Origin of the sequence: Mitsuaria sp. BK037 (assembly GCF_014193045.1) — a bacterium.
In the GTDB taxonomy this organism is placed as follows: Bacteria; Pseudomonadota; Gammaproteobacteria; order Burkholderiales; family Burkholderiaceae_C; genus Roseateles.
On record NZ_JACHYS010000001.1, the window covers coordinates 2,608,145 to 2,631,134 of the forward strand.

A 22,990-nucleotide genomic window follows, 5' to 3' on the forward strand; every position below is an offset into this window, starting at 1 on the left:
CGCCCTGTTCCGAGCCTGCTGCGTCGCCCTGGCGATGACCGGCGCGACCCTGACGCACGCCGCCGTGCTCGACGAGGCCCAGGCCCAGTGGGCCGCCGGCAAACGCGAGCAGGCCATCCAGACCGCCGAAGCCGGCCTCAAGACCACGCCCGACGACCCCCGCCTGCGCTTCGCGCTCGGCACCATGCTGCTGGAGACCCAGCAACTCGAGCGGGCCCGCGTGGTCTTCACCCGGCTGACCGAGGACTTCCCCGACCTCGCCGACCCCTACAACAACCTGGCCGTCATCCATGCGGCGCGCGGCGAGTACGAGGCGGCGCGCCAGGCGCTGACCCGCGCGCTGGACCTGCAGCCGGACCATGCGCAGGCGCAGGAGAACATGGGCGACGTGCTCATGCGCCTGGCGCAGCAATCGTATGAACGCGCGCTCAAGCAGGCGCTGGGCGACGACACCGCGCTGAAGGTCAAGCTGCAGCGCGTCACCGCGTTCAACAACGCCAAGGGCGCCCAGCAGCGATGATCGGCGAGGGCGCGCCGACCGCGCGCCACGGCCCGCACACCGCCGCACATCGCCGCCCGCCCCCTTCCGCCACCCCCACCGACACGAGGACCATGAGGACATCCCCACTCCTGCTCGCCGCCGGCGCCGCCGTGCTGAGCCTGGCGGCATCACTCGCCCAGGCGCAGGTCGTCAAGCTGAACACCAGCGTCGGCGACATCAAGATCACGCTGGACGCCGAGAAGGCGCCCAAGACCGTCGCCAATTTCCTCGCCTACGTGAAGGCCGGCCATTACAACGGCGTGATCTTCCATCGCGTCATCGGCGACTTCATGATCCAGACCGGCGGCTACACGCCCGACCTGAAGCAGCGCCCGACCAAGGCGCCGATTCCGCTGGAGGCCGGCAACGGCCTGATGAACATCCGCGGCAGCGTCGCGATGGCGCGGACCAACGATCCGAACTCCGCGACCTCGCAGTTCTTCATCAACGTCGTCGACAACCCGGCCCTGGACCCCGGCTTCGCCGCCGACGGCCGCGGCTATGCGGTCTTCGGCTACGTGTCCGAGGGCATGGAGGTCGTCGACAAGATCCGGGCCGTGCCGACCGCGCCGTCGCCCAAGAATCCGGCGTTCCAGAACCTGCCGGGCACGCCCATCCTCATCCACAAGGCCACCGTCGAGAAATAAGGAGTCACCGACATGAGCAAGAAAGTCGAACTGCACACCAACCAGGGTCTGATCACCCTCGAGCTGGATGACGCCAAGGCCCCCAAGACCGTCGAGAACTTCCTGGCCTACGTGGCCAAGGGCCATTACGACGGCACCATCTTCCATCGCGTCATCAAGGGCTTCATGGCCCAGGGCGGCGGCTTCGAGGAAGGCATGAAGCAGAAGCCCACCGACGCCCCGATCCAGAACGAGGCCAACAACGGCCTGAAGAACGACAAGTACACCGTGGCGATGGCGCGCACCAATGCGCCGCACTCGGCCAGCGCGCAGTTCTTCATCAACACCGTCGACAACGACTTCCTGAACTTCAAGAGCGAAAGCCCGTCGGGCTGGGGCTACGCGGTGTTCGGCAAGGTCGTCGGCGGCCAGGACGTCGTGGACAAGATCGAGAAGGTCAAGACCAGCCGTTCAGGCTTCCACGACGACGTGCCGGTCGACGCGGTCATCATCGAGCGCGCCGTCGCGGTCGAGTGAGTCGCGGTTCCGCCGCCCGTCCCGTGTCGCCCGCGCCCCGACTGCCGTCGCCCCTGGCGACGCTGCGGGCCGAGCCCGGCTGGCGGCGGATCGACCTGATCTCCGACCTGCATCTGTCGCCGGACATGCCGGCGACGCTGGCGCGACTGCGCGCCCACCTGTCGGCCACGCCCGCGGATGCGATCTTCCTGCTGGGCGACATCTTCGAGGCCTGGATCGGCGACGACGCGCGCTGGCAGGCCGGTACGTTCGAGCAATTCGCGCTCGAACTGCTGCGCGGGGTCTCCGCGCGCAAACCCCTCTTCTTCATGCACGGCAACCGCGACTTCGCGCTCGGCGAGCCGATGGCCGAGGACGCCGGCATGCGGCTGCTGCCGGACCCGGCGCGGCTGGAAGCCTTCGGACGCGGTTGGCTGCTGAGCCATGGCGACCAGCTCTGCCTGGGCGATGTCGGCTACCTGCGCGCCCGCGCGGCGGTGCGGCGTCCCGGGGTGCTGGCGGCGCTGCGTGCGATGCCGCTCTTCGCGCGACGCGCTCTGGCGCGACATCTGCGGGCGAAGAGCCGCATGCACCAGAGCGATCCCTCGACCTGGGCGGATGTCGACGACGACGCGGCCCGGGCCTGGCTGCGCGATGCCGGTTGCGACACGCTGATCCACGGCCACACGCATCGCCCGGCGCTCCACGACCTCGGCGACGGCCTCGCACGCGCGGTGCTGTCCGATTGGGACTACGACCACGGCCCCGGCCGCGGGGATGTGCTGGTGATGGACGCCCAGGGCCTGCATCGCATCGCGCCGATGCACGCGGCGGCGGCGGACCCGCATGCGGGAGGCGGCTCGCCGTGATCGGCGACCTGCTCCAGCGCTGGCGCGCACGCCGCGAGCGCCAGCTGCTTGACCAGTACGCGATTCCCGACGAGCTCTGGACGCTGACGCTGGCGCAGTACCCGTTCATCGCCCGGCGCTCCGAGGCGGACCGGACCGAGCTGCGCCGGCTCTGCTCGCTGTTCCTGGCGTCCAAGGAGTTCCACGGCGCCGGCGGTTTCGAGGTCACCGACGAGGTGGCCGTCGCCGTGGCCGCGCAGGCCTGCCTGCCGGTGCTGAAGCTGGGACTGTCCTGGTACGACGGCTTCGTCGGCATCGTCATGCACGAGGGCGAAGTGGTCGCCGCCCGCGAAACGATGGACGAGGACGGCGTGGTCCACGCGTACGACGAAACCCTGGCCGGCGAGGCGATGGAAGGCGGCCCGCTGATGCTCGCCTGGAGCGAGATCGCCCCCGAGGCGACCGAGCGCGTGGAAGGCCACGACTCGGTCTACAACGTCGTCATCCATGAGTTCGCGCATGTGCTCGACATGCGCGACGGGGAGCCCGACGGCGCGCCGCCCATCGACGACCCCGCCCTGCGCCAGCAATGGGGCGCGACGATGGAAGCCGAATGGCACTGGTTCTGCGACCAAGTCGACGCGGGGCATGCGACGCTCATCGATCCCTACGGCGCCGAGGCGCCCGAGGAATTCTTCGCCGTCGCCGTCGAGGCCTTCTTCGTCGCGCCGCGTGAGCTGCTCGCCGAGCAGCCGCGGCTGTATCGGCTCCTCGTCGGCTTCTTCAGGCAGGACCCGGCACGCGATTGAGCACCATCAAGGGAACCCGGGCCCCGTCTCCTCCGTCTCCCTCCTTTGGCCGCCGCCACGGCCGCCAAATTCCCTCCTTAAGCTGCGGAGACGGGGCCCGGGTTCCCTTGATGCGATACACCGAGCAGGCATGAAAAAGCCCGCGTGAGCGGGCTTTCGGTGGAGGGGGCGGGCGTCAGTCGGCCGTCGCCGGCTCCGCCTTGGGCTTGTTGTCCTTCTTGTTGGGCGTGATGTCGAGCTGGACCTCGCCCTTGTCGTCCACGTCCACGCTCAGGCGACCACCGTCGACCAGGCGACCGAACAGCAGCTCGTCCGCCAGCGCGCGCCGGATGGTGTCCTGGATCAGGCGCTGCATCGGACGTGCGCCCATCTGCGGATCGAAGCCCTTGGCCGCCAGGTGCTTGCGCAGCGCGTCGCTGAAGGTGACCTCGACCTTCTTCTCGGCCAGTTGGCTCTCAAGCTGCAGCAGGAACTTGTCCACCACGCGCAGGATGATGTCCTCGTTCAGCGCGCCGAAGTTGACGATGGCGTCCAGGCGGTTGCGGAACTCCGGCGTGAACAGCCGCTTGATGTCGGCCATCTCGTCGCCCTGCTCGCGCTTGGTCGTGAAGCCGATCGTCGACTTGGTCATCGCCTCCGCGCCCGCGTTCGTGGTCATGATGATGATCACGTTGCGGAAGTCGGCCTTGCGCCCGTTGTTGTCGGTCAGCGTGCCATGGTCCATCACCTGCAGCAGCACGTTGAAGACGTCCGGATGCGCCTTCTCGATTTCGTCGAGCAACAGCACCGCGTGCGGCTTCTTGGTGATCGCCTCGGTCAGCAGGCCGCCCTGGTCGAAGCCGACATAACCCGGAGGCGCGCCGATCAGGCGGCTGACGGCGTGGCGCTCCATGTACTCGGACATGTCGAAGCGGATCAGCTCGATGCCCAGGATGTAGGCGAGCTGCTTGGCGACCTCGGTCTTGCCCACGCCCGTCGGACCGCTGAACAGGAAGGAGCCGATCGGCTTGTCCGGCTTGCCCAGGCCCGAGCGCGCCATCTTGATGGCCGCGGACAGCGCATCGATGGACGGATCCTGGCCGAAGACCACGCTCTTCAGGTCGCGGTCCAGGCTCTTGAGCTTGCCGCGGTCGTCCGACGACACCGAGGCCGGCGGAATGCGCGCGATCTTGGCGACGATGTCCTCGACCTCGGCGCGAGTGATGGTCTTCTTCTGCTTGCTCTTGGGCAGCACGCGCTGCGCGGCGCCAGCCTCGTCGATGACGTCGATCGCCTTGTCGGGCAGGTGACGGTCATTGATGTACTTGGCCGACAGCTCCGCCGCGGCCTGCAGCGCACCGAGCGCGTACTTGACGCTGTGGTGCTCCTCGAAGCGCGACTTCAGGCCCTTCAGGATCTCGACGGTCTGGTCCACGGTCGGCTCGACCACGTCGATCTTCTGGAAGCGCCGCGACAGTGCCGCGTCCTTCTCGAAGATGCCGCGGTACTCGCTGAAGGTCGTCGCGCCGATGCACTTGAGCTGACCCGAGGACAGCGCCGGCTTGAGCAGGTTGCTCGCGTCCAGCGTGCCGCCCGAGGCCGCGCCGGCGCCGATCAGCGTGTGGATCTCGTCGATGAACAGGATCGCGCCGGGCTGGTCCTTGAGCTGCTTGATCACCGCCTTGAGGCGCTGCTCGAAGTCGCCGCGGTACTTGGTGCCCGCCAGCAGCGCGCCCATGTCCAGCGAATAGACCACCGCCTCGGCCAGCACGTCGGGCACCTGCCCCTCAGTGATGCGCCAGGCCAGGCCTTCGGCGATCGCGGTCTTGCCCACGCCGGCTTCGCCCACCAGCAGCGGGTTGTTCTTGCGGCGGCGGCACAGCACCTGCACCACGCGCTCGACCTCGAGCTCGCGGCCGATCAGCGGATCGATCTTGCCGTCGCGGGCGTGCTGGTTGAGGTTCTGGGTGAACTGCTCGAGCGGGCTGCCCTTGCCGCCGCCCTGGCCCTGGCCTTCGCCTTCCTCGCGTTCGGACTCGGCACCGTTGCCTTCCGGGCCCTTCGGGGGCTCGGGCGGCTCGCTCTTCTTGATGCCGTGGGCGATGAAGTTGACGACGTCCAGGCGGGTGACGCCCTGCTGGTGCAGGTAGTAGACCGCGTGGGAGTCCTTCTCGCCGAAGATCGCGACCAGCACGTTGGCGCCGGTCACTTCCTTCTTGCCGTTGCCGGTGGACTGCACATGCATGATCGCGCGCTGGATCACGCGCTGGAATCCCAGCGTGGGCTGCGTGTCGACCTCGTCCGTGCCACCGACGGTGGGGGTGTTTTCCTTGATGAACTGCGCAAGCGACTTGCGCAGGTCCTCGATATTCGCTGCGCAGGCGCGCAGCACCTCGGCCGCGGACGGGTTGTCCAGCAGCGCCATCAGCAGGTGTTCCACGGTGATGAACTCGTGGCGCTGCTGGCGTGCCTCGACAAACGCCATGTGCAGGCTGACTTCAAGCTCTTGCGCAATCATGCGGCCTCCATAATGCACTGCAGGGGGTGACCGGCGCGCCGTGCGGCCGCCGACACCATTTCGACCTTGGTGGCCGCCACGTCCTTGGTGAATACACCGCAGACGCCGCGGCCTTCGTGATGGATCTTCAACATGATCTGGGTGGCCGTATCCAGGTCATGGCGGAAATACTCCTGCAAGACCATCACCACAAACTCCATCGGCGTGAAGTCGTCATTGAGCATCAGCACCTGATACAGGCGCGGAGGCTCCGTCTTCTGAGCGACACGCTCCAGCGTGGTGGAATTCCCACCCTCCTCCGTGCCCGGCGGCGGCGCGCCGCCAGGGGGACCCGCCGGGGGGAACTGTTGAGCAAACAAAGGCATGAGCCGATTCTATAAACAGCGGGAGCACCCTACATGGGGACGGGCCAACGCCTGTCAATGCCCAGAGTTTGTCACCTTCGCGGCGCCACACCCCGGGGAGTTCCTCAATTGACACTGGCTTGACACGGATTTGAGAATCCGCCCCGGTGCGAAAAAGACACCGGGATGGAGAAGAACGATGGCAACAGGCACGGTCAAGTGGTTCAACGATGCCAAGGGGTTTGGCTTTATTGAACCCGAACAAGGCGGAGGGGACGTTTTCGCCCATTTCTCGGCCATTCAGATGGACGGCTTCCGGACGCTGAAGCAGGGCTCCAAGGTGAGCTATGAATTGGTCCAGGGCCCCAAGGGCCAGCTGGCCCAGAACATCCGCCCGCTGGACGGCGGCGATGCGATGGAGGCGCCCCTGGGCATCCCGCTGATGGCGGACAACCTGGCCGGGCAACAGCAGGCCGCGGCGTGACCCGCCTGCGCTGATCCACCGTCCACAGCAAGGCCCGCGCGAGCGGGCCTTCTGCATTGGGAGAACCGCCGGGCGGCCGCCGCCGGGCCGCCGCTGAGCGAGCCACCAAAAAGAAAACCCCGGCGGGTCAGGCCGGGGTCGCGGGTCGGGACCGGCTCACGCCGGCCTGGACTCACATGTTGTCAATCATGACCTGGCCGAATCCGGAGCACGACACTTGCGTCGCGCCGTCCAGCAGGCGGGCGAAGTCGTACGTGACCTTCTTCGACAGGATCGACTTCTCGATCGACGAGATGATCAGGTCGGCCGCTTCGGTCCAGCCCATGTGGCGCAGCATCATTTCAGCCGACAGGATCTCGGAACCGGGGTTCACGTAGTCCTTGCCCGCGTATTTCGGCGCGGTGCCGTGGGTCGCTTCGAACATGGCGACGGAGTCGCTCAGGTTCGCGCCCGGGGCGATGCCGATGCCGCCGACCTGGGCAGCCAGCGCGTCGGAGATGTAGTCGCCGTTCAGGTTCAGCGTCGCGACGACCGAGTACTCGGCCGGGCGCAGCAGGATCTGCTGCAGGAACGCGTCGGCGATGCTGTCCTTGACCACGATGTCCTTGCCGGTCTTCGGGTTCTTGAACTTGCACCACGGGCCGCCGTCGATCAGCTCGGCGCCGAATTCCTTCTGGGCCAGGGCGTAGGCCCAGTCACGGAAGCCACCTTCGGTGAACTTCATGATGTTGCCCTTGTGCACGATCGTGACGCTGGGCTTGTCGTTGTCGATCGCGTACTGGATGGCCTTGCGGACCAGGCGCTCCGTGCCTTCCTTCGACACCGGCTTGACGCCGATGCCCGAGGTTTCCGGGAAGCGGATCTTCTTGACGCCGAATTCCTCCTGCAGGAACTTGATCAGCTTCTTGGCCTTGTCGCTCTGGGCTTCGAACTCGATGCCGGCGTAGATGTCTTCCGAGTTCTCGCGGAAGATGACCATGTCGGTCTTCTCGGGTTCCTTGACCGGCGACGGCACGCCCTTGAACCAGCGCACCGGGCGCAGGCAGACGTACAGGTCCAGTTCCTGGCGCAGCGCCACGTTCAGCGAGCGGATGCCGCCGCCCACGGGCGTCGTCAGCGGGCCCTTGATCGAGACGACGTAGTCCTTCAGGACCTGCAGCGTCTCCTCCGGCAGCCACACGTCGGGGCCGTAGACCTTCGTCGACTTCTCGCCGGCGTAGATCTCCATCCAGTGGATCTTCTTGGCGCCGCCGTAGGCCTTCGCCACAGCCGCGTCCACCACCTTGATCATCACCGGGGTGATGTCGAAGCCGGTGCCGTCGCCCTCGATGTAAGGAATGATCGGGTTGTTCGGAACGTTGAGCGAGAAGTCGGCATTGACCGTGATCTTCTGGCCGCCCTCGGGCACCTTGATGTGCTGGTACATGGAGTCGTCTCCGCGAATCGCGTGGGTGGGTGGGACAAACGGAAGCGCCGATTCTATGACAGCGAAACTTTCAATCGGCTGATGCCCCGGCCGGGGTCCTGGAGGCTTCACCCGCAGTACGCGCGGATCTGCGCCCACAAGCCGTGACCGAGCGCCCACAGGGCGCCGGCGGCCAGCATGACGCCGGAGAGCCGGGTCGCGATTCGCACACCCGATCCGCCGCTGGCGACACCCCGGTCAGCGCCGCCCAGGCGGGTCAGCAGCCAGGGGCCGGCGACCAGGCCCGGCGAGGAGCCAAGCGCGAAGGCCGCCATCACCGCCGCGCCCTGCCAGGGACCGTCGGCGAGGGCCGCCACCGTCAGCGCCGATTGCAGCAGCCCGCAGGGCCAGGCCAGCCACGCCATGCCGGCCAAGCCCGCGCTGGCCGTCCGCGCGGGCGTGAACGCGACGCCGCCCCCGGCCAACGCGCCGGCGGGAACGGTCAAGCGCACTGGCGTTCGTCCTGTCCAGCGCCGTACCGCCCATCCCGGCAGCTCCGCCCGCCAGGCGAGGAGCAGACCGAACATCAGCGCGGCGAGCTGAACCCCGAGCCACAGCGGGCGCAGCGCGCCGGAAGCGATCTCCCAGCGCAGCAGTCCGCCCACGCTGGCCGCGGCGACGGCCCCGCCCGCCGCGTAGCCCAGGAGCCGGCCGCCATGGAAGGCGGCGACACCGGCGCGTCGCCCACCGGAGACCACCGCGCATGGCGCGACGCACATGGCCGCGCAATGGACGCAGCCCACGATTCCCACGAGAAAGGCGGAGCCCGCCAGCGCCAGTGTCAGCATCCCGGCCTCTGGCGGCGCCTCAGAGGATGCGGGAGAAGCGCACCGGCGCCTCGGCCGCGACAACGGATGCTTGCTCGCCAGCCATCGCCATCAGCGGCGTGGCGCGATCCACCGCCTTCAGGTAGCGGTCGAACACCATCGCCACCGCCCGGACGAAGAACCAGCCCATCGGCGTGACCTGCACGCCGCGCGCATTGACCGTCACCAGGCCGTCCGCCGCGAACTGTCGCAGGCGCTCGAGTTCCGGCGCGAAGTAATCCGCGACGACGATCCCGTGCGAGCGCTCGATCGGATCGAACTCGAGCCGGCCCTGGCACATCAGCGCCATGATCGCGTCGCGCCGCACCAGGTCGTCCTGGTCGAGCGTCAGCCCGCGCTCGACCGGCAGGCGTCCCTCGCGAAGGGCGGCGTAGTACTCGGGCAGCGTCTTGACGTTCTGCGCGAAGGAGGCGCCGACCTTGGAGATCGCCGACACGCCCAGCGCCACCAGGTCGCAGTCCGGCTGGGTGCTGTAGCCCTGGAAGTTGCGATGCAGGCGCCCTTCCCGCTTGGCGACGGCGAGCGGATCGTCCGCCAGCGCGAAGTGGTCCATGCCGATGTAGCTGTAGCCACGGGCGATGAACCCGGCAATGGCGCCGGCCAGCATCCGCAGCTTGTCCGGGGCCGGCGGCAGCGCGGCGGTGTCGATGCGGCGCTGCGGCTTGAAGCGGTGCGGCAGGTGGGCGTACCCGTAGAGCGCGATGCGGTCGGGCCGCAGGGCGGCGACCTGGTCGATCGTCCGCGCGAAGGAGGTCGGCGTCTGGCGCGGCAGGCCGTGGATCAGGTCGACGTTGATCGAGCGGAAGCCCAGGTCGCGCGCGGCGCCCATCAGCGCCGTGACACTCTCCAGGCTCTGCTCGCGATGCACGGCCCGCTGCACGTCGGGATCGAAGTCCTGCACGCCGAAGCTCAGCCGGTTGAACCCCAGCGTGCGCAGATGGCGCAGCCGCGCGACGTCGATCGTCCGCGGATCGACCTCGATGGAGATCTCGGCATCGGCCGCGAGGCGGAAGTGGCGATGCAGCAAGGCCATCAGCATCGACAGCTCGCGGTCGGCCAGGAAGGTCGGCGTGCCACCGCCGAAATGCAGCTGCGACACCAGCGCGCGCGCCCCGAGCCGCCGGTGCACCAGCACCATCTCCGCCTCCAGCGCGTCGACATAGACCGCCGCGCGTTCGTGATGGCGGGTGACCACCTTGTTGCAGGCGCAGTAGTAGCAGACCGACTCGCAGAACGGGATGTGGACATAGACCGACAGCGGCTGCGTCGCCGCGGGGCCGAACGCGCGCAGCGCCAGCGTCTCTCCATGATGTTCGGCATCGATGCCTGCATGAAAGCGGTCGGCCGTCGGATAGGAGGTGTAACGCGGTCCGGCGATGTCGAGCCGGCGCAGCAGATCGGCATCGGGGATGCTGCGGTCCCACGGGGTCGGATCAGGGTTCATGGGCGGCGATCCTCACCCTTTGCTGCCAAATCGTCATTGATTGATGTCATTGCCGGCGCCGGGGCCCCGACAAAGAATCCGCCGCTTCCTCGCATGCCTGACCGCCTCATGTCGAGCCGCCTCCGACTTCCCCCGCCCCCTTCCGCGCCGCACGACCTCTTCAAGATCAGCTGCTCGTCTTGCGCACTGCGCCAGATCTGCCTGCCGACCGGCCTGCCCGCCGCGGAGGTGCTGCAGCTCGAACGCATGGTGAGCGATCGGCGCGCGATCGCGCGCGGAGCGGTGCTGTTCAAGACCGGCGACGTCTTCGAGGCGATCTACATCGTCCGCACCGGCTTCTTCAAGACCTCGGCGTCGGCGCAGGACGGCCGCGATCAGGTCACCGGCTTCCACATGGCCGGCGAGCTGCTGGGCCTGGACGGCATCTATGACGGCGCGCACGCGAGCCAGGCGGTCGCGCTGGAGGACTCGCAGGTGTGCGTCGTTCCCTACGGTCGGCTGGAGGACCTCACCCGCGAGTTCGACCGCCTGCAGCGCCAGTTCCATCGGCTGATGAGCCGGGAACTCGTGCGGGACCAGGCCATGATGGTGCTGCTCGGCTCGATGCGGGCGGAACAGCGCGTCGCCGCGTTCCTGATCAACCTGATGCGTCGGCTGCGCGCACGCGGCTTCTCGTCCTCCAGCGTCGTGCTGCGCATGACGCGCGACGAGATCGGCAGCCATCTGGGGCTCACGCTGGAGACGGTCAGCCGCACTTTCTCACGCATGCAGGAAGACGGCGTGCTGGAGGTGCGGGCGCGCGAGTTGCGCGTCCTCAAGCCGCGCCGGCTGCTGCAACTGGTCCGCCGCGCCGTGTAGGCACGAGCGCGGACGCCGGGATCGATCAGGGGGGCTGCCCGCCCGTCGCCGCGTGGTTGCGCGCCTTCATCGCAGGCGCCATCGCGGCGTCGGCGCCCGCCTCCGCTGCGACACCGCTCCGATCGACGCCGTCCGACGAAGGGACGACGGGGTCGGGATGCGTCAGCGCGAGCACCAGGGTGGCCACACCCGCCACCACGACCATACCGGGCCCGCCGACCACCAGCCACATCATCGGATGTCGCCACCAGGGACCGCTGCCCGGCGCGTCCAGGTCGCTGATTCGTGTCGTCGTCATGGAAGCTCCCGCTGAAGGCCGGGGCGCCGACGAGGCGCCGGATCGGATGCCACGCTCATCGCGGCACCATGAAAGTGGATTTCTCGAACAGTTCACGTGCATCGCCGGCCCCCGACGGGCCGCCCGCCTCCACCCGGCGGATGGAGAACCGCATCGGATGCACGCCCGGTCCCAGCCGCCGCGCCTGCTCCGCGGGCAGACGCAGCGAGACGGTGACCCAGCGCGCCTCGGCGGGCGCCAGCGTCAATCGCCCGGTCGGTGCGGCGACCCGCAGGCCGGGGATGCCCTCGACGTCCAGCACGAACCCCTGCGTCGATTCGGCGGCGTTCATCAATTGCAGGCGATAGACGTTCTCCACGACGCCGTCCTCGACCTCCCGCGCCAGCGCGGCGCGATCACGCACCACATCCACCTTGAAGGGCATCCGCACCGCCAGGCTCCAGACCAGCGCCCCCGACACCGCCAGCAGGATCCCGCCGTAGATCAGCACGCGGGGCCGCAACACACGTCGCCATTGGCGCGCGGCGCCCCAACGATGCTGCATGCCGTTCTGCGTCGCGTATCGGATCAAGCCGCGCGGATAGCCGAACTTGTCCATCACGTCGTTGCAGACGTCGATGCAGGCGGCGCATCCGATGCACTCGTGCTGCAGGCCCTTGCGGATGTCGATGCCGGTGGGACACACGTGGACGCACTGCTGGCAATCGACACAGGCGCCCAGTCCGATCGTTGACAGGTCCGCCTTCTTCGAGCGCGGGCCGCGCGGATCGCCGCGCTCGACGTCGTAGCTGATGATCAGCGTGTCCCGATCCAGCATCGCGCTCTGGAAGCGGGCATAGGGACACATGTACTTGCAGACCTGTTCCCGCAGGTAGCCCGCATTGCCATAGGTCGCCAATCCGTAGAACAGGATCCAGAAGACTTCCCATCCGCCGAGCGCCGCCTGCATGGCGTTCTCGCCCAGCAAGCGGATCGGTTCGAAGTAACCGACGAAGGTGAAACCGGTCCAGAGCGACACGGCCAGCCACGCGGCATGCTTCGCCGTCTTTCGCCCCAGCTTGCCAAACGACCAGCCCGCCTTGTCGAGACGGATGCGCGCCGCGCGGTCGCCCTCGGTGTGCCGCTCGATCCACAGGAAGATCTCGGTGTAGACCGTCTGCGGGCAGGCGTAGCCGCACCACAGCCGGCCCGCCACCGCGGTGAAGAAGAACAGCCCGAAGGCCGACACGACCAGCAAGGCGGTCAGGTAGATGAAGTCCTGCGGGTACAGGATCAGGTCGAAGATCAGGAAGCGCCGCGCGTCCAGGTCGAACAGGACGGCCTGGCGGCCGTTCCAGCTCAGCCAGGGCAGCCCATAGAACAGCAGCTGCGTCGCCCACACCAGCGCCCAGCGCCAGAAGGCAAACCACCCATGCACCGCGCGGGGATAGACCTTCGCCTCGGAGGCATACAGCGAGATCGTCTTGAACTCAGGGCTGCTCATGAGACAGCCCCCAGACATAGGCCGCCAGCACGCGGATCTGCTCAGGGCTGAGCCGGGAGCCGTGCTCCGGCATGTGGCTGTGCTTGCCGTTGTTGATCATCGCGACGATCGCAGGCTCGCCCCAACCGTGCAGCCAGACCTTGTCGGTGAGGTTGGGAGCGCCCAGCGCCTGATTGCCGCGGCCGTCCATGCCGTGGCAGGCGGCGCAGGCGGTGAATCTGGATTTGCCCAGCGCGGCCGCCACCGAGTTGTGCGGACTGCCCGACAGGCTCAGCACGTAATGCGCCAGGTTGCGCACATCCTCGCCGTTGCCGACCGCCGCCGCCATCGGTGGCATCGTGCCTTCCCGGCCACGCGTGATCGTCTCGATGAGGGTCTCGCCGCTGCCGCCATACAGCCAGTCGTTGTCGGTCAGGTTCGGGAAGCCCTTGGATCCCTTGGCGTCGGAGCCATGGCAGGTGGCGCAGTTGTTGGCGAACAGGCGTTCGCCGATGCCCATCGCCTGCGGATCCCTGGCCACGGTTTCCACCGGCAGCCCGTCGAACCTGGCGTAGATCGTCCGCATGGCCTCGCGGGCCTTGGCCTGCTCGGCCTCGAATTGGCCGGTGCTCGACCAGCCCAGCCGACCGGCGTAGCCGCCCAGACCCGGATACAGCGCCAGATAGAGCACCGAAAAGACCACCGTCAGCACGAACAGCACCATCCACCAGCGAGGCAGCGGGTTGTTGAGCTCCCGGATGTCCTCGTCCCAGACGTGGCCGGTGGAGTTGTCGGCGGCCATCACCTTGCGGCGGCTGGCGATGATCAGCAGGGCCAGGCACAGGGCCAGGCCCAGCACGGTGGCGGCGGCCACGAACAGCGACCAGCCGTTCGAAACGAAATCACTCATGACGACCTCCTTGGAGCGCCACGTCCTCGTCCGACAGGACGAGCGCCCCCTGGTCTTCGAATCGTTCCCGGTTGCGGCGGGCATAGGCCCACCCCACGATGCCGGCGAACACCAGCAGCGACAGCACGGTCACCGCGCAGCGCAGCACATTCACATCGATGTCAGGCATGACGGCGCTCCGATCAGGGCTTCAGCGCGGTGCCCAGCACCTGCAGGTAGGCGACGACGGCATCCATTTCGGTCTTGCCCTGGACTTCGGCGCCGGCCTGGGCGATCTGCTCGTCCGTGTAGGGCACACCGACGGTCCGCAGCGCGCGCATCTTGGGCGCGAGGTCCTTCGGATCGAGCGCCGCGCCCGACAACCAGGCGTAGGCCGGCATGTTGGACTCGGGCACCAGGTCCCGCGGATTGGTCAGGTGCAGGCGGTGCCACTCGTCGCTGTACTTGCCGCCGACCCGGGCCAGGTCGGGGCCGGTGCGCTTGCTGCCCCACTGGAAGGGGTGGTCGTAGACGAACTCGCCGGCGACCGAGTAATGCCCGTAGCGCAGCGTCTCGGCGCGCAGCGGGCGGATCATCTGGGAGTGGCAGTTGTAGCAACCCTCGCGGATGTAGACATCGCGGCCGGCGAGCTGCAGCGGCGAATACGGCTTCAGATGCTCGACGGCCTGCGTGGTCGAGCGCTGGAAGAACAGCGGGACGATCTCGACGATGCCGCCGACGATCACCGTCAGCAGCACCAGCACGATCATCAGGAAGTTGCTGGTCTCGATGCGCTCGTGACCGGTGGCGGGGGCATGGGCGTTGGCCATGACGTGCTCCTTGGGGTCCGGGCGTTCAGGCGGCGGCCGCGAACGCGGCGCCGGGAATGGGATGGCGGGCCGGGCGGCCGACTCGGACCGTCATCACGACGTTCCAGGCCATCAGGCACATCCCGCTCAGGTACAGCAGGCCGCCCAGCAGCCGCACCACGTAGAACGGGTAGGTCGCCTTGACGCTCTCGGCGAAGGTCCAGGTCAGCGTGCCGTCCGGATTCACCGCGCGCCACATCAGGCCCTGCATGACGCCGGCGATCCACATCGCGGCGATGTAGAGCACGATGCCCAGCGTGGCGATCCAGAAGTGCAGTTCGATGGCGCGCTTGGAATACATCTCCACGCGGCCGTACATGCGGGGGATGAGGTGGTACAGCGCCCCCATCGAGATGAAGCCCACCCAGCCCAGCGCGCCGCTGTGCACGTGGCCGACGGTCCAGTCGGTGTAGTGGGAGAGCGCGTTGACGGTCTTGATCGACATCATCGGCCCCTCGAAGGTCGACATGCCGTAGAACGACAGCGCCACGATCAGGAACTTCAGGATCGGGTCGTCGCGCAGCTTGTGCCACGCGCCGCTGAGCGTCATGACGCCGTTGATCATCCCGCCCCAGCTCGGCGCCAGCAGCACCAGCGAGAACAGCATGCCGACGCTCTGCGCCCAGTCCGGCAGCGCGGTGTAGTGCAGGTGGTGGGGGCCCGCCCACATGTAGGTGAAGATCAGCGCCCAGAAGTGGACGATCGACAGCCGGTAGCTGTAGACCGGCCGGTTCGCCTGCTTGGGGATGTAGTAGTACATCAGGCCGAGGAAGCCGGCCGTCAGGAAGAAGCCGACCGCGTTGTGGCCGTACCACCACTGCACCATGGCGTCCTGGACGCCGGCATAGGCGGAGTAGCTCTTGGTCAGCGAGACCGGGATCTCGGCGCTGTTGACGATGTGCAGCAGCGCCACCGCGATGATGAAGGCGCCGAAGAACCAGTTGGCCACGTAGATGTGGCGCACGCGACGAACGCCGATCGTGCCGAAGAAGACGATCGCGTAGGCGACCCAGACCACGGCGATCAGGAGGTCGATGGGCCATTCGAGTTCGGCGTATTCCTTGCCGGTGGTCAGGCCCAGCGGCAGGGTGATCGCGGCGAGCACGATGACGACCTGCCAGCCCCAGAAGGTGAACCACGCCAAGGCGGGGGCGAACAGCTTCACATGGCTGGTGCGCTGGACGACGTGGAAGGCGGTGGCCATCAGCACGCAGCCGCCGAAGGCGAAGATCACCGCGTTGGTGTGCAGCGGCCGGAGCCGGCCGTAGCTGATCCAGGGAATGCCGAAGTTCAACTCCGGCCAGGCGAGCTGCGCGGCGATGACCACGCCGACCAGCATTCCCACCACGCCCCACAGCACCGCCGCCAGCGCGAAGGCGCGGACCACGCCGTCCTCGTAGCTGGGCGCGCCTGAGCGTGCGCCCGTTGACTCTGATTTGCTTGCCATGCTGGCTCCTCGAGGCGCTCTTCGCGCGATTGGCGGCGATTGTTCGGCGCCTGGTTCGCCAGCGTGTTGATGACGGTCAAGCTCCGGCGTCGTCCTCGAGGATTCGTTGACCTTCCCGGTCCAGCGACTCGAGCTGTCCGTCCTGCACGGCCCAGCCGAACACCATCAGCACCAGCAGGACCAGCACGACCGAGAACGGGATCAGCAGGTAGAGGATGTCCATGTGCGGGTTCCGGAACGATGTCGAGGCGTCGGGGGCGGCCTCACCGACGGAAGGTCGTGTCGCGTCCGAGGCGTGCGGCGTTGGCCACCACCAGCAGCGAACTCGTCGCCATGCCCAGGCCCGCTGCCCACGGCGGCAGCCAGCCCACCAGCGCCATCGGCACGCACGCCGCGTTGTAGAGCGCCGACCAGGCCAGGTTCTGGCGGGCCACCTGGCGCGTTCGCCGGGCCAGGCCGAGCGCGTTGGTGATTGCGCCGAGCCGGTCCGACACCAGCAGCGCGTCGGCGCGCGACTTGGCGAGGTCGGCGCCCTGCCCCATCGCCACCGAGACCTGCGCACGGGCGAGCACCGGCGCGTCGTTGATGCCGTCGCCGATCATCAGCACGCGATGGCCGCAGGCCTGCAAGGCCGCCACATGGGCCAGCTTGTCTTCGGGACTCGCGCCGCCGCGCCATCGCACCGGGCCGACCTGGTCCGCGATCGCGGCCACGCGCTCGGGTGCATCGCCGGACAGCAGGTGCACCTCCAGCCCGCGCTCGCGCCAGGCGCTCACCGCCGTCCGTCCATCGTCGCGCAGCGCCTCGTCGAACAGCCAGGCGGCCCGGGCGATGCCGTCACAGGCGAGCACGACCTGCGCATCGGCCACGCCGGTTCGCCGCTCCTGCGGCTCGAAGTGCGTCAGCGCCCAGCGCGGCGCGCCGAGCCGCCATCGCCGTCCATCGTCGGCCAGCGCTTCCAGGCCACGACCGCTGAACTCTTCGATCACCCACTGCTTCGCCGGCGACGACGGGGGCCGAGCGTCGAGTTCGGATTCCAACGCTCGCGCGAGCGAGCGCGCCAGCGGATGGTGCGACGCGCCGGCCAGCGCGAGCGCCGCCGACCGCGCGTCGGCGTCGAGCGTGTCGGGCCATTGGCGCCGGGGCCGGGGCGATGGATCGGTCAGTGTGCCGGTCTTGTCGAGGACGACGACGTCGATGTCGGCCAACGTCTCGATCGCCTCGAGCCGCGACAGCAACAGCCCGCGTCGCGCCAAGGTGCCCGCGGCGGCCACCCAGGCCGCCGGCGCCGCCAGCGACAGCGCGCAGGGACAGGTCACGATCAGCACGGACACCGCCACGGCCACCGCCCGCGAGGGATCGATCAGTTGCCACGCGAGCGCCGCCAAGCCGGCCAGCACGAGCACCGCCGCCAGGAACCATCCCGCCACGCGGTCGGCCATGCGCAGCGTCGCCGGGCGGTCCTGGAAGGCCTGCGTCATCAACTGGCGGATGCCGGCCAGCCGGGTCTGTTCGCCCACCTGCCGCACGCGCAGCATCAGCACACCCTGGAGGTTCAGGCTGCCGGCGAGCACCTCGTCGCCAGGCGCCTTCGCGACCGGTCTGGACTCGCCGGTGAGCAGCGACTCGTCCACCGCGCCAGCACCGGCGTCCACCGTGGCATCGGCGGGAATGCGCTGCCCGGCTGACACGCGCACGAGGTCGCCCGGCGCCAGCTGCGCCACGGGCACCGTTTCGACGCTGCCGTCCGGCTTCTGGCGCTCGACCCGCTCCGGCAGTTCGCCGGCCGCCTGCTCGAGCGCCTGCGCGGCGCGGTGTCGCGCGCGCAGTTCGAGGTAGCGCGCGCCCAGCAGGAAGGCCACGAACATGGTGATCGAGTCGAAGTAGACCTCGTGCCCGAAGAGCCCGCCCGGATCGAGCGTCGCGCCGCTGCCGGCGACGAAGGCGACCGCCAGTCCCAGGGCCACGGGCACGTCCATGCCGATGCGGCGCTGGCGCAGCTGCGAGGCCGCGGCCTGGAAGAACGGGCCCGCCGCCAGCAGCATGACCGGCAGCGTCAACACCCATTGGCCCCAGCGCAGCAGGGCCGCCTGGTCCGGCGCCATCTCGCCAGGCGCGGCCACGTAGGACGGCCACGCCAGCATCATCACCTGCATCATCAGGAAGCTCGCCACGAACAGCCGCCAGACGGCCTGTCGGTGCTCGCGCCGGCGCAGTTCGCGCGCGGGCCCGGCGAGGTCAGGGGCGAGGTCGTAGCCGGCGGCCCTCAGCGATTGCCGCAGCTCCTCGAACGGGACGTCCGCCGGCAACCAGTCCAGCAACAAGGTCTGGGTGGAGGCGTTCACCTGCGCCGCGTGAACCCCGCGGCGCGCCTGCAGCGTGGTTTCGATCAGCCCGGCGCAGGCGGCGCAATGCATGCCCGAGAGCCGCAAGCGCGTGCGCGCGATGCGCTCGCCGCCCGTTGCCGCGTGCCATTGCGTGACGGGGCGCAGCGCTTCGTCGAGCCCATCGGGCGCCGAGGACGCCGCCCGCGTCAGCGGCGTGTCGCGGCGGGGGCGATTGGCGGGCGGGATGTCGGCGCCCCGGGCGCCGGCATCGGCCGAGGCGGCGGGGGCGGGCAACATGGCCGCGATAATCCGCCCATCCTCGAGGTCACGTCATGCTCAATATCAAACGCGCCGCATCGTCCGCCGCCCTGTCGACCGCCCTGTTGATCACCGCGCTGTCGGCCGCCACGCCCGCCGTGGCCCAGCAGATCCCGCAGACCGGCCTGCCGGTCGTCGAGCTCGGCGCGGGCATGCATCTGATCCATGCCGAGGTCGCCCGCACCGACGAGCAGCGCGCCATCGGCCTGATGGCCCGCAAGGAGATGGCGCCCAACGCCGGCATGATCTTCGTGTTCGAACAGCCCGCGCAGCAATGCTTCTGGATGCGCAACACGCTGATCCCGCTGTCGGCCGCGTTCGTCGCCGACGACGGCACCATCGTCAACATCGTCGAGATGCAGCCGCTGTCCGACGTCTCGCACTGCTCCGCCAAGCCGGTGCGTTACGTGCTGGAAATGAACAAGGGCTGGTTCGACAAGCGCGGCCTGAAGGCCGGCTCCAAGCTGCGCGGCGGCCCCTGGCCCAAGTGAAGCGAAGCCGCGAGGTCACGGCCGCCTGAAACGACAACGGCCCGGGAGCGATCCCGGGCCGTTGGTCCATCTGGCGCCCGCTCGCGCAGGCGCCGCGGCGTCAGTTGCCGAAGTTGGCTTGCGCGAAGTCCCAGTTGACCAGGCTCTTCAGGAAGGTCTCGACGAACTTCGGACGCGCGTTGCGGTAGTCGATGTAGTAGGCGTGTTCCCACACGTCGATCGTCAGCAGCGCGGTGTCGGCGGTGGTCAGCGGGGTGCCGGCGGCGCCCGTGTTGACGATGTCGACGCTGCCGTCGGCCTTCTTCACCAGCCAGGTCCAGCCGGAACCGAAGTTGCCGACGGCGCTCTTCTGGAAGGCTTCCTTGAAGGCATCGACGCTGCCCCACTTGGCATTGATCGCGTCAAGCAGCTTGCCGGTCGGCGCGCCGCCGCCGTTGGGCTTCATGCAGGACCAGAAGAAGGTGTGGTTCCAGATCTGGGCGGCGTTGTTGTAGATCGGACCGCTCGAGGTCTTGACGATCTCTTCCAGCGTCTTGCTTTCGAACTCGGTGCCCTTCTGCAGGTTGTTCAGGTTGTCCACGTAGGCCTTGTGATGCTTGCCGTGGTGGTACTCGAAGGTCTCGGCGCTGATGTGCGGTTCCAGCGCCTTCTTGTCGTACGGCAGCTCGGGCAGGACGTGTTCCATGAGGGACTCCTAATCGGTTGGTGGTGGGACGGATGTCGCGGGCGATTGTAGGCAGCGAAATCATGCCCCTGCCGGGAGCACGCGTACCCCGCCGCCCCGGGGCGCAGGCCGCCCCTCAGCGCTCCCGGCGGGCGATGCGCCCGACCCGCAGGTCGGCCTCGCCGTCGGCCAGCACGGCGCGCAAGTCCTGGCCCTCGTGGAGCTGGTCCACCGAACCGAGCGCCCGGCCCTGGCCGTCGTCCAGCCAGGCATAACCGCGCGCCAGCACCTGGCGCGGGTCGAGCGCCTGAAGGCGCGCCGCCAACCCCTCCAGCCGCTGGGCGCCGCGCTGCGCCTGTTGCGGCAGCGCGCGGTCCAGCCGCTGCGCCAGGTGCCGCAGCCGCTGCTGTTCCAGGGCGGCGGCGCGGGGCGCGACCTGGGCCAGGCGCTGCGCGAGGTGGCGCAGGCGCTGGGTCTCCATCGACACGGTCCGCGGCGCGACCTGTCTCAGCCGCTGCGACAGCAGATCGAGCCGGCGGCGTTGTCTCGACAGCGCGTCGCCCGGCCGCGCCAGCCGCAGCGCGAGCCGGTCCAGCCGCTGCGCCGCCGCGTCCAGACGCTGCTCGACTCGGCGCCGCAGCTGCCGCTCCAGCGCGTCGAGGCTGTCCAGGCATTGCTGGCGGGCCACGGTCGCCAGCTCCGCGGCGGCGGTCGGCGTCGGCGCCCGCAGGTCGGCCGCCAGGTCGGCGAGGGTGATGTCGGTCTCGTGCCCGACGCCGCAGATCACCGGCAGCGCCGATTCGCCCACCGCCTGCACGACGCGCTCGTCGTTGAAGGCCCAGAGGTCCTCGAGCGAACCGCCACCGCGCACCAGCAGCAGCACCTCGGCGTCGGCACGGGCGTTCGCCGCGGCCAGCGCGCGAACGATCGCCGGCGGGGCCTCGCTGCCCTGCACCAGCGTCGGGTAGATGAACACCCGCGCATGCGGCGCGCGCCGGCGCAGCGCCGTGAGCACGTCATGCAGAGCCGCGCCGCCGGTCGAGGTGATCACGCCGATCCGGCGCGCGTAGGGCGGCGGGCGGCGCTTGCGGTCGGGATCGAACCAGCCCTGCGCCTCCAGCCGCGCCTTCAGGCGCAGGAACTGCTCGTACAGCGCGCCCTCGCCGGAGCGCCGCATCGCCTCGACGATGAATTGCAGTTCGCCGCGCGGCCCGTAGAGGTCGAGCCGGCCTCTCAGCTCGACGGTCATGCCGTCGCGCGGCGCGAAGTCGACCATCGAGGCGGCGCGCCGGAACATCGCACAGCGCAGCATCGCCGGTTGGCCGTCGGCATCCTTCAGGCTGAAGTAGCAGTGGCCGCTGGCCGCGCGGGTGAAACCCGACAGCTCGCCTTGCACCGTCACGACGGGGAATCTGGCCTGCAATGCGTCGGAAAGGGCCGTCAACAGGGCCGCGACCCCCCAGACCATCCGTGGCGATGCGGGTTGTGGGGCGTCAATCATGCGCAAACCCAGCAATGGCGCGGGTCGGGAACTCCACAGCCGCGCCAATGCTGGCTCCGCAGGCCATATTGCCCGTCATGCCCGCGTCACATATCGATAAGCGCTTGTTTTTCAAAAGCTTTTTCCTGCTCATTTTTGAAGCAGGCTAATCCTTGCCGTTTGCTGACGGGCCCTGGCGCGGTTCCGCGACCAGTTGCCCACAAAGTTATCCACAGGTTCGGTGGATGTTTGTAAGGGCTTGTGATGAGGGGCCGCGGTGGTCGAAGCGCGGGCGGCGTGGCGCCATAATGCGCCGCCGGGCCGGAGATGCCCGAACGGAGGGAAAGCCTTGTTTTCGATCATACAAGCCGCCGGTTGGCCGATCTGGCCGCTGCTGCTGTGTTCCGTGGTGGCCCTGGCGCTGATCATCGAGCGCGTCGTGAGCCTGCGCGCCGCCCGGGTGGCGCCGCCCAGCCTGATCGAGGAAGTGCTGGGCGTGACCCAGCTGCAGATCCCGAGCGGCGAGGTCGTGGGCAAGCTGGCCGAGAACTCGCTGCTGGGCCAGGTGCTGGCCGCCGGGCTGCGCGCCTCGCAGGCCGATCCGCGCGCCGGCGAAGCCCGCCTGCGCCAGGTCTTCGAGCTGGCCGGCCGCCACGCGATCCACCAGATGGAGCGCTACCTCAACACGCTGGGCACCATCGCGGCGGCCGCCCCGCTGCTGGGCCTGCTCGGCACGGTGGTGGGCATGATCGAGATCTTCGGCAGCCAGAGCCCCACCGGCAACAACCCCGGCCTGCTGGCGCACGGCATCTCGATCGCGCTCTACAACACCGCGTTCGGCCTGATCGTGGCGATCCCGTCGCTGATGTTCTACCGCTACTTCCGCGGCCGCATCGAGGCCTACGTGGTGGACATGGAACAGGCCAGCGAGCGCCTGCTGACGCACCTGGTGAACCGCGCGATGCCCGCCGGCGCCCATGCGGCCAACACCGGTCCGGTGACCGTGCCGCCGCCGGTCGCCACGCCCGCGCCAGGCAAGGCCAAGGCATGAAGTTCCGCCGTCGCCAGAGCGAGGAACCGGAGATCAACCTGATCCCGTTCATCGACGTGCTGCTGGTCGTGCTGATCTTCCTGATGCTGTCGACCACGTATTCCAAGTTCACCGAGCTGCAGCTGACGCTGCCGACGGCGGACGCCCAGCAGCTGAAGGACCGGCCGGCCGAGATCATCGTGGCCATCTCGGCGGACGGCCGCTACGCGATCGACCGCAACGCGGTCGAAGGTCGCAGCGTCGACCTGCTGACCGCCGCGCTGCTGCAGGCGGCGCAAGGCAAGCAGGAACCGGTGGTCATCGTCTCCGCCGACGCGGCGACGCCGCACCAGGCGGTGGTCAACGCGATGGACGCGGCGCGTCGCGCCAACCTGACGCGACTGACCTTCGCCGCCAACAAGCCGCAATGACCGCCGTGGGCGCCGCGGTCGGCCG

25 protein-coding genes are annotated in these 22,990 nt (G+C 68.8%); 10 read left to right on the top strand and 15 right to left on the bottom strand.

The window, feature by feature from the left end; all coding sequences use genetic code 11:
- Positions 1–34 precede the first annotated feature (34 nt).
- From FHT37_RS10795 to FHT37_RS10815, 5 genes are all read left to right on the top strand, one after another.
- A complete protein-coding gene (locus FHT37_RS10795) occupies positions 35–520 on the top strand; it encodes a tetratricopeptide repeat protein (protein WP_183480734.1) in 486 nt (161 codons plus the stop codon).
- Between the two features lie 92 nt (positions 521–612).
- Entirely contained in the window at positions 613–1,188 is a 576-nt protein-coding gene (locus FHT37_RS10800; protein ID WP_091732320.1) for a peptidylprolyl isomerase, read from the top strand.
- 12 nt (positions 1,189–1,200) lie between these two features.
- Positions 1,201–1,704: a peptidylprolyl isomerase gene (locus FHT37_RS10805; protein WP_091732316.1), complete on the top strand. Its 504-nt coding sequence runs from the start codon at positions 1,201–1,203 to the stop codon at positions 1,702–1,704.
- A 23-nt stretch (positions 1,705–1,727) separates the two neighbouring features.
- Positions 1,728–2,552: a UDP-2,3-diacylglucosamine diphosphatase gene (locus FHT37_RS10810; RefSeq protein ID WP_310739737.1), complete on the top strand. Its 825-nt coding sequence runs from the start codon at positions 1,728–1,730 to the stop codon at positions 2,550–2,552.
- Positions 2,549–3,340 carry a zinc-dependent peptidase gene (locus FHT37_RS10815; RefSeq protein WP_183480736.1) on the top strand — a complete coding sequence of 264 codons (792 nt, stop codon included), beginning with the start codon at positions 2,549–2,551 and terminating at the stop codon, positions 3,338–3,340. The genes FHT37_RS10810 and FHT37_RS10815 overlap by 4 nt, the downstream gene beginning before the upstream one ends.
- Before the next feature lie 175 nt (positions 3,341–3,515).
- On the opposite strand, the gene clpA is transcribed toward FHT37_RS10815, so the two are convergent.
- Positions 3,516–5,837, bottom strand: coding sequence for an ATP-dependent Clp protease ATP-binding subunit ClpA (gene clpA, locus FHT37_RS10820; protein WP_091732310.1), 2,322 nt, complete (start codon positions 5,835–5,837; stop codon positions 3,516–3,518).
- Positions 5,834–6,202, bottom strand: coding sequence for an ATP-dependent Clp protease adapter ClpS (clpS, locus tag FHT37_RS10825; RefSeq protein WP_091732307.1), 369 nt, complete (start codon positions 6,200–6,202; stop codon positions 5,834–5,836). The genes clpA and clpS overlap by 4 nt, the downstream gene beginning before the upstream one ends.
- A gap of 178 nt (positions 6,203–6,380) precedes the next feature.
- On the opposite strand from clpS, the gene FHT37_RS10830 reads away from it, so the two are divergent.
- Positions 6,381–6,665 carry a cold-shock protein gene (locus FHT37_RS10830; protein WP_091732303.1) on the top strand — a complete coding sequence of 95 codons (285 nt, stop codon included), beginning with the start codon at positions 6,381–6,383 and terminating at the stop codon, positions 6,663–6,665.
- A gap of 172 nt (positions 6,666–6,837) precedes the next feature.
- Here FHT37_RS10830 and icd read toward each other — a convergent pair whose 3' ends face one another.
- The 3 genes from icd to hemN form a co-directional block, all read right to left on the bottom strand.
- The gene (icd, locus tag FHT37_RS10835) at positions 6,838–8,091 is read right to left on the bottom strand and encodes an NADP-dependent isocitrate dehydrogenase (RefSeq protein WP_091732300.1); all 1,254 of its coding nucleotides are present in this window, start codon (positions 8,089–8,091) and stop codon (positions 6,838–6,840) included.
- A gap of 107 nt (positions 8,092–8,198) precedes the next feature.
- On the bottom strand, positions 8,199–8,918 hold the full coding sequence (locus FHT37_RS10840) for a sulfite exporter TauE/SafE family protein (RefSeq protein WP_255489536.1): 720 nt from the start codon (positions 8,916–8,918) through the stop codon (positions 8,199–8,201).
- Positions 8,919–8,937: 19 nt separating this feature from the next.
- A complete protein-coding gene (gene hemN, locus FHT37_RS10845; RefSeq protein ID WP_183480738.1) occupies positions 8,938–10,401 on the bottom strand; it encodes an oxygen-independent coproporphyrinogen III oxidase in 1,464 nt (487 codons plus the stop codon).
- Between the two features lie 108 nt (positions 10,402–10,509).
- On the opposite strand from hemN, the gene FHT37_RS10850 reads away from it, so the two are divergent.
- A complete protein-coding gene (locus FHT37_RS10850; RefSeq protein ID WP_183480740.1) occupies positions 10,510–11,259 on the top strand; it encodes a helix-turn-helix domain-containing protein in 750 nt (249 codons plus the stop codon).
- A gap of 25 nt (positions 11,260–11,284) precedes the next feature.
- Here FHT37_RS10850 and FHT37_RS10855 read toward each other — a convergent pair whose 3' ends face one another.
- The 8 genes from FHT37_RS10855 to FHT37_RS10890 all read right to left on the bottom strand — a co-directional run bounded on the left by FHT37_RS10855 (position 11,285) and on the right by FHT37_RS10890 (position 18,848).
- The gene (locus FHT37_RS10855) at positions 11,285–11,557 is read right to left on the bottom strand and encodes a hypothetical protein (protein ID WP_183480742.1); all 273 of its coding nucleotides are present in this window, start codon (positions 11,555–11,557) and stop codon (positions 11,285–11,287) included.
- A 55-nt stretch (positions 11,558–11,612) separates the two neighbouring features.
- Entirely contained in the window at positions 11,613–13,040 is a 1,428-nt protein-coding gene (ccoG, locus tag FHT37_RS10860; RefSeq protein ID WP_255489537.1) for a cytochrome c oxidase accessory protein CcoG, read from the bottom strand.
- Positions 13,027–13,929 carry a cytochrome-c oxidase, cbb3-type subunit III gene (ccoP, locus tag FHT37_RS10865; protein WP_183480745.1) on the bottom strand — a complete coding sequence of 301 codons (903 nt, stop codon included), beginning with the start codon at positions 13,927–13,929 and terminating at the stop codon, positions 13,027–13,029. The genes ccoG and ccoP overlap by 14 nt, the downstream gene beginning before the upstream one ends.
- Positions 13,922–14,098, bottom strand: a complete 177-nt coding sequence (locus FHT37_RS10870) for a cbb3-type cytochrome c oxidase subunit 3 (protein ID WP_147242059.1) — start codon at positions 14,096–14,098, stop codon at positions 13,922–13,924. The genes ccoP and FHT37_RS10870 overlap by 8 nt, the downstream gene beginning before the upstream one ends.
- 13 nt (positions 14,099–14,111) lie before the next feature.
- A complete protein-coding gene (gene ccoO, locus FHT37_RS10875) occupies positions 14,112–14,738 on the bottom strand; it encodes a cytochrome-c oxidase, cbb3-type subunit II (protein ID WP_091732274.1) in 627 nt (208 codons plus the stop codon).
- A gap of 25 nt (positions 14,739–14,763) precedes the next feature.
- Positions 14,764–16,224 carry a cytochrome-c oxidase, cbb3-type subunit I gene (gene ccoN / locus FHT37_RS10880; protein ID WP_183480747.1) on the bottom strand — a complete coding sequence of 487 codons (1,461 nt, stop codon included), beginning with the start codon at positions 16,222–16,224 and terminating at the stop codon, positions 14,764–14,766.
- Positions 16,225–16,300: 76 nt separating this feature from the next.
- Positions 16,301–16,447, bottom strand: coding sequence for a cbb3-type cytochrome oxidase assembly protein CcoS (gene ccoS, locus FHT37_RS10885; RefSeq protein WP_091732264.1), 147 nt, complete (start codon positions 16,445–16,447; stop codon positions 16,301–16,303).
- A gap of 40 nt (positions 16,448–16,487) precedes the next feature.
- Positions 16,488–18,848, bottom strand: a complete 2,361-nt coding sequence (locus FHT37_RS10890) for a cation-translocating P-type ATPase (RefSeq protein WP_183480749.1) — start codon at positions 18,846–18,848, stop codon at positions 16,488–16,490.
- Positions 18,849–18,883: 35 nt separating this feature from the next.
- On the opposite strand from FHT37_RS10890, the gene FHT37_RS10895 reads away from it, so the two are divergent.
- Positions 18,884–19,360: a DUF192 domain-containing protein gene (locus FHT37_RS10895; protein WP_183480751.1), complete on the top strand. Its 477-nt coding sequence runs from the start codon at positions 18,884–18,886 to the stop codon at positions 19,358–19,360.
- Between the two features lie 100 nt (positions 19,361–19,460).
- On the opposite strand, the gene FHT37_RS10900 is transcribed toward FHT37_RS10895, so the two are convergent.
- Both FHT37_RS10900 and xseA read right to left on the bottom strand, forming a co-directional pair.
- Positions 19,461–20,045, bottom strand: coding sequence for a superoxide dismutase (locus FHT37_RS10900; RefSeq protein WP_091732254.1), 585 nt, complete (start codon positions 20,043–20,045; stop codon positions 19,461–19,463).
- A gap of 115 nt (positions 20,046–20,160) precedes the next feature.
- On the bottom strand, positions 20,161–21,525 hold the full coding sequence (gene xseA, locus FHT37_RS10905) for an exodeoxyribonuclease VII large subunit (RefSeq protein WP_183480753.1): 1,365 nt from the start codon (positions 21,523–21,525) through the stop codon (positions 20,161–20,163).
- A gap of 328 nt (positions 21,526–21,853) precedes the next feature.
- On the opposite strand from xseA, the gene FHT37_RS10910 reads away from it, so the two are divergent.
- Positions 21,854–22,555, top strand: coding sequence for a MotA/TolQ/ExbB proton channel family protein (locus FHT37_RS10910; protein ID WP_091732246.1), 702 nt, complete (start codon positions 21,854–21,856; stop codon positions 22,553–22,555).
- Positions 22,552–22,965: a biopolymer transporter ExbD gene (locus FHT37_RS10915; RefSeq protein WP_091732241.1), complete on the top strand. Its 414-nt coding sequence runs from the start codon at positions 22,552–22,554 to the stop codon at positions 22,963–22,965. Before FHT37_RS10910 ends, FHT37_RS10915 begins: the two co-directional genes overlap by 4 nt.
- Positions 22,966–22,990: the final 25 nt, after the last annotated feature.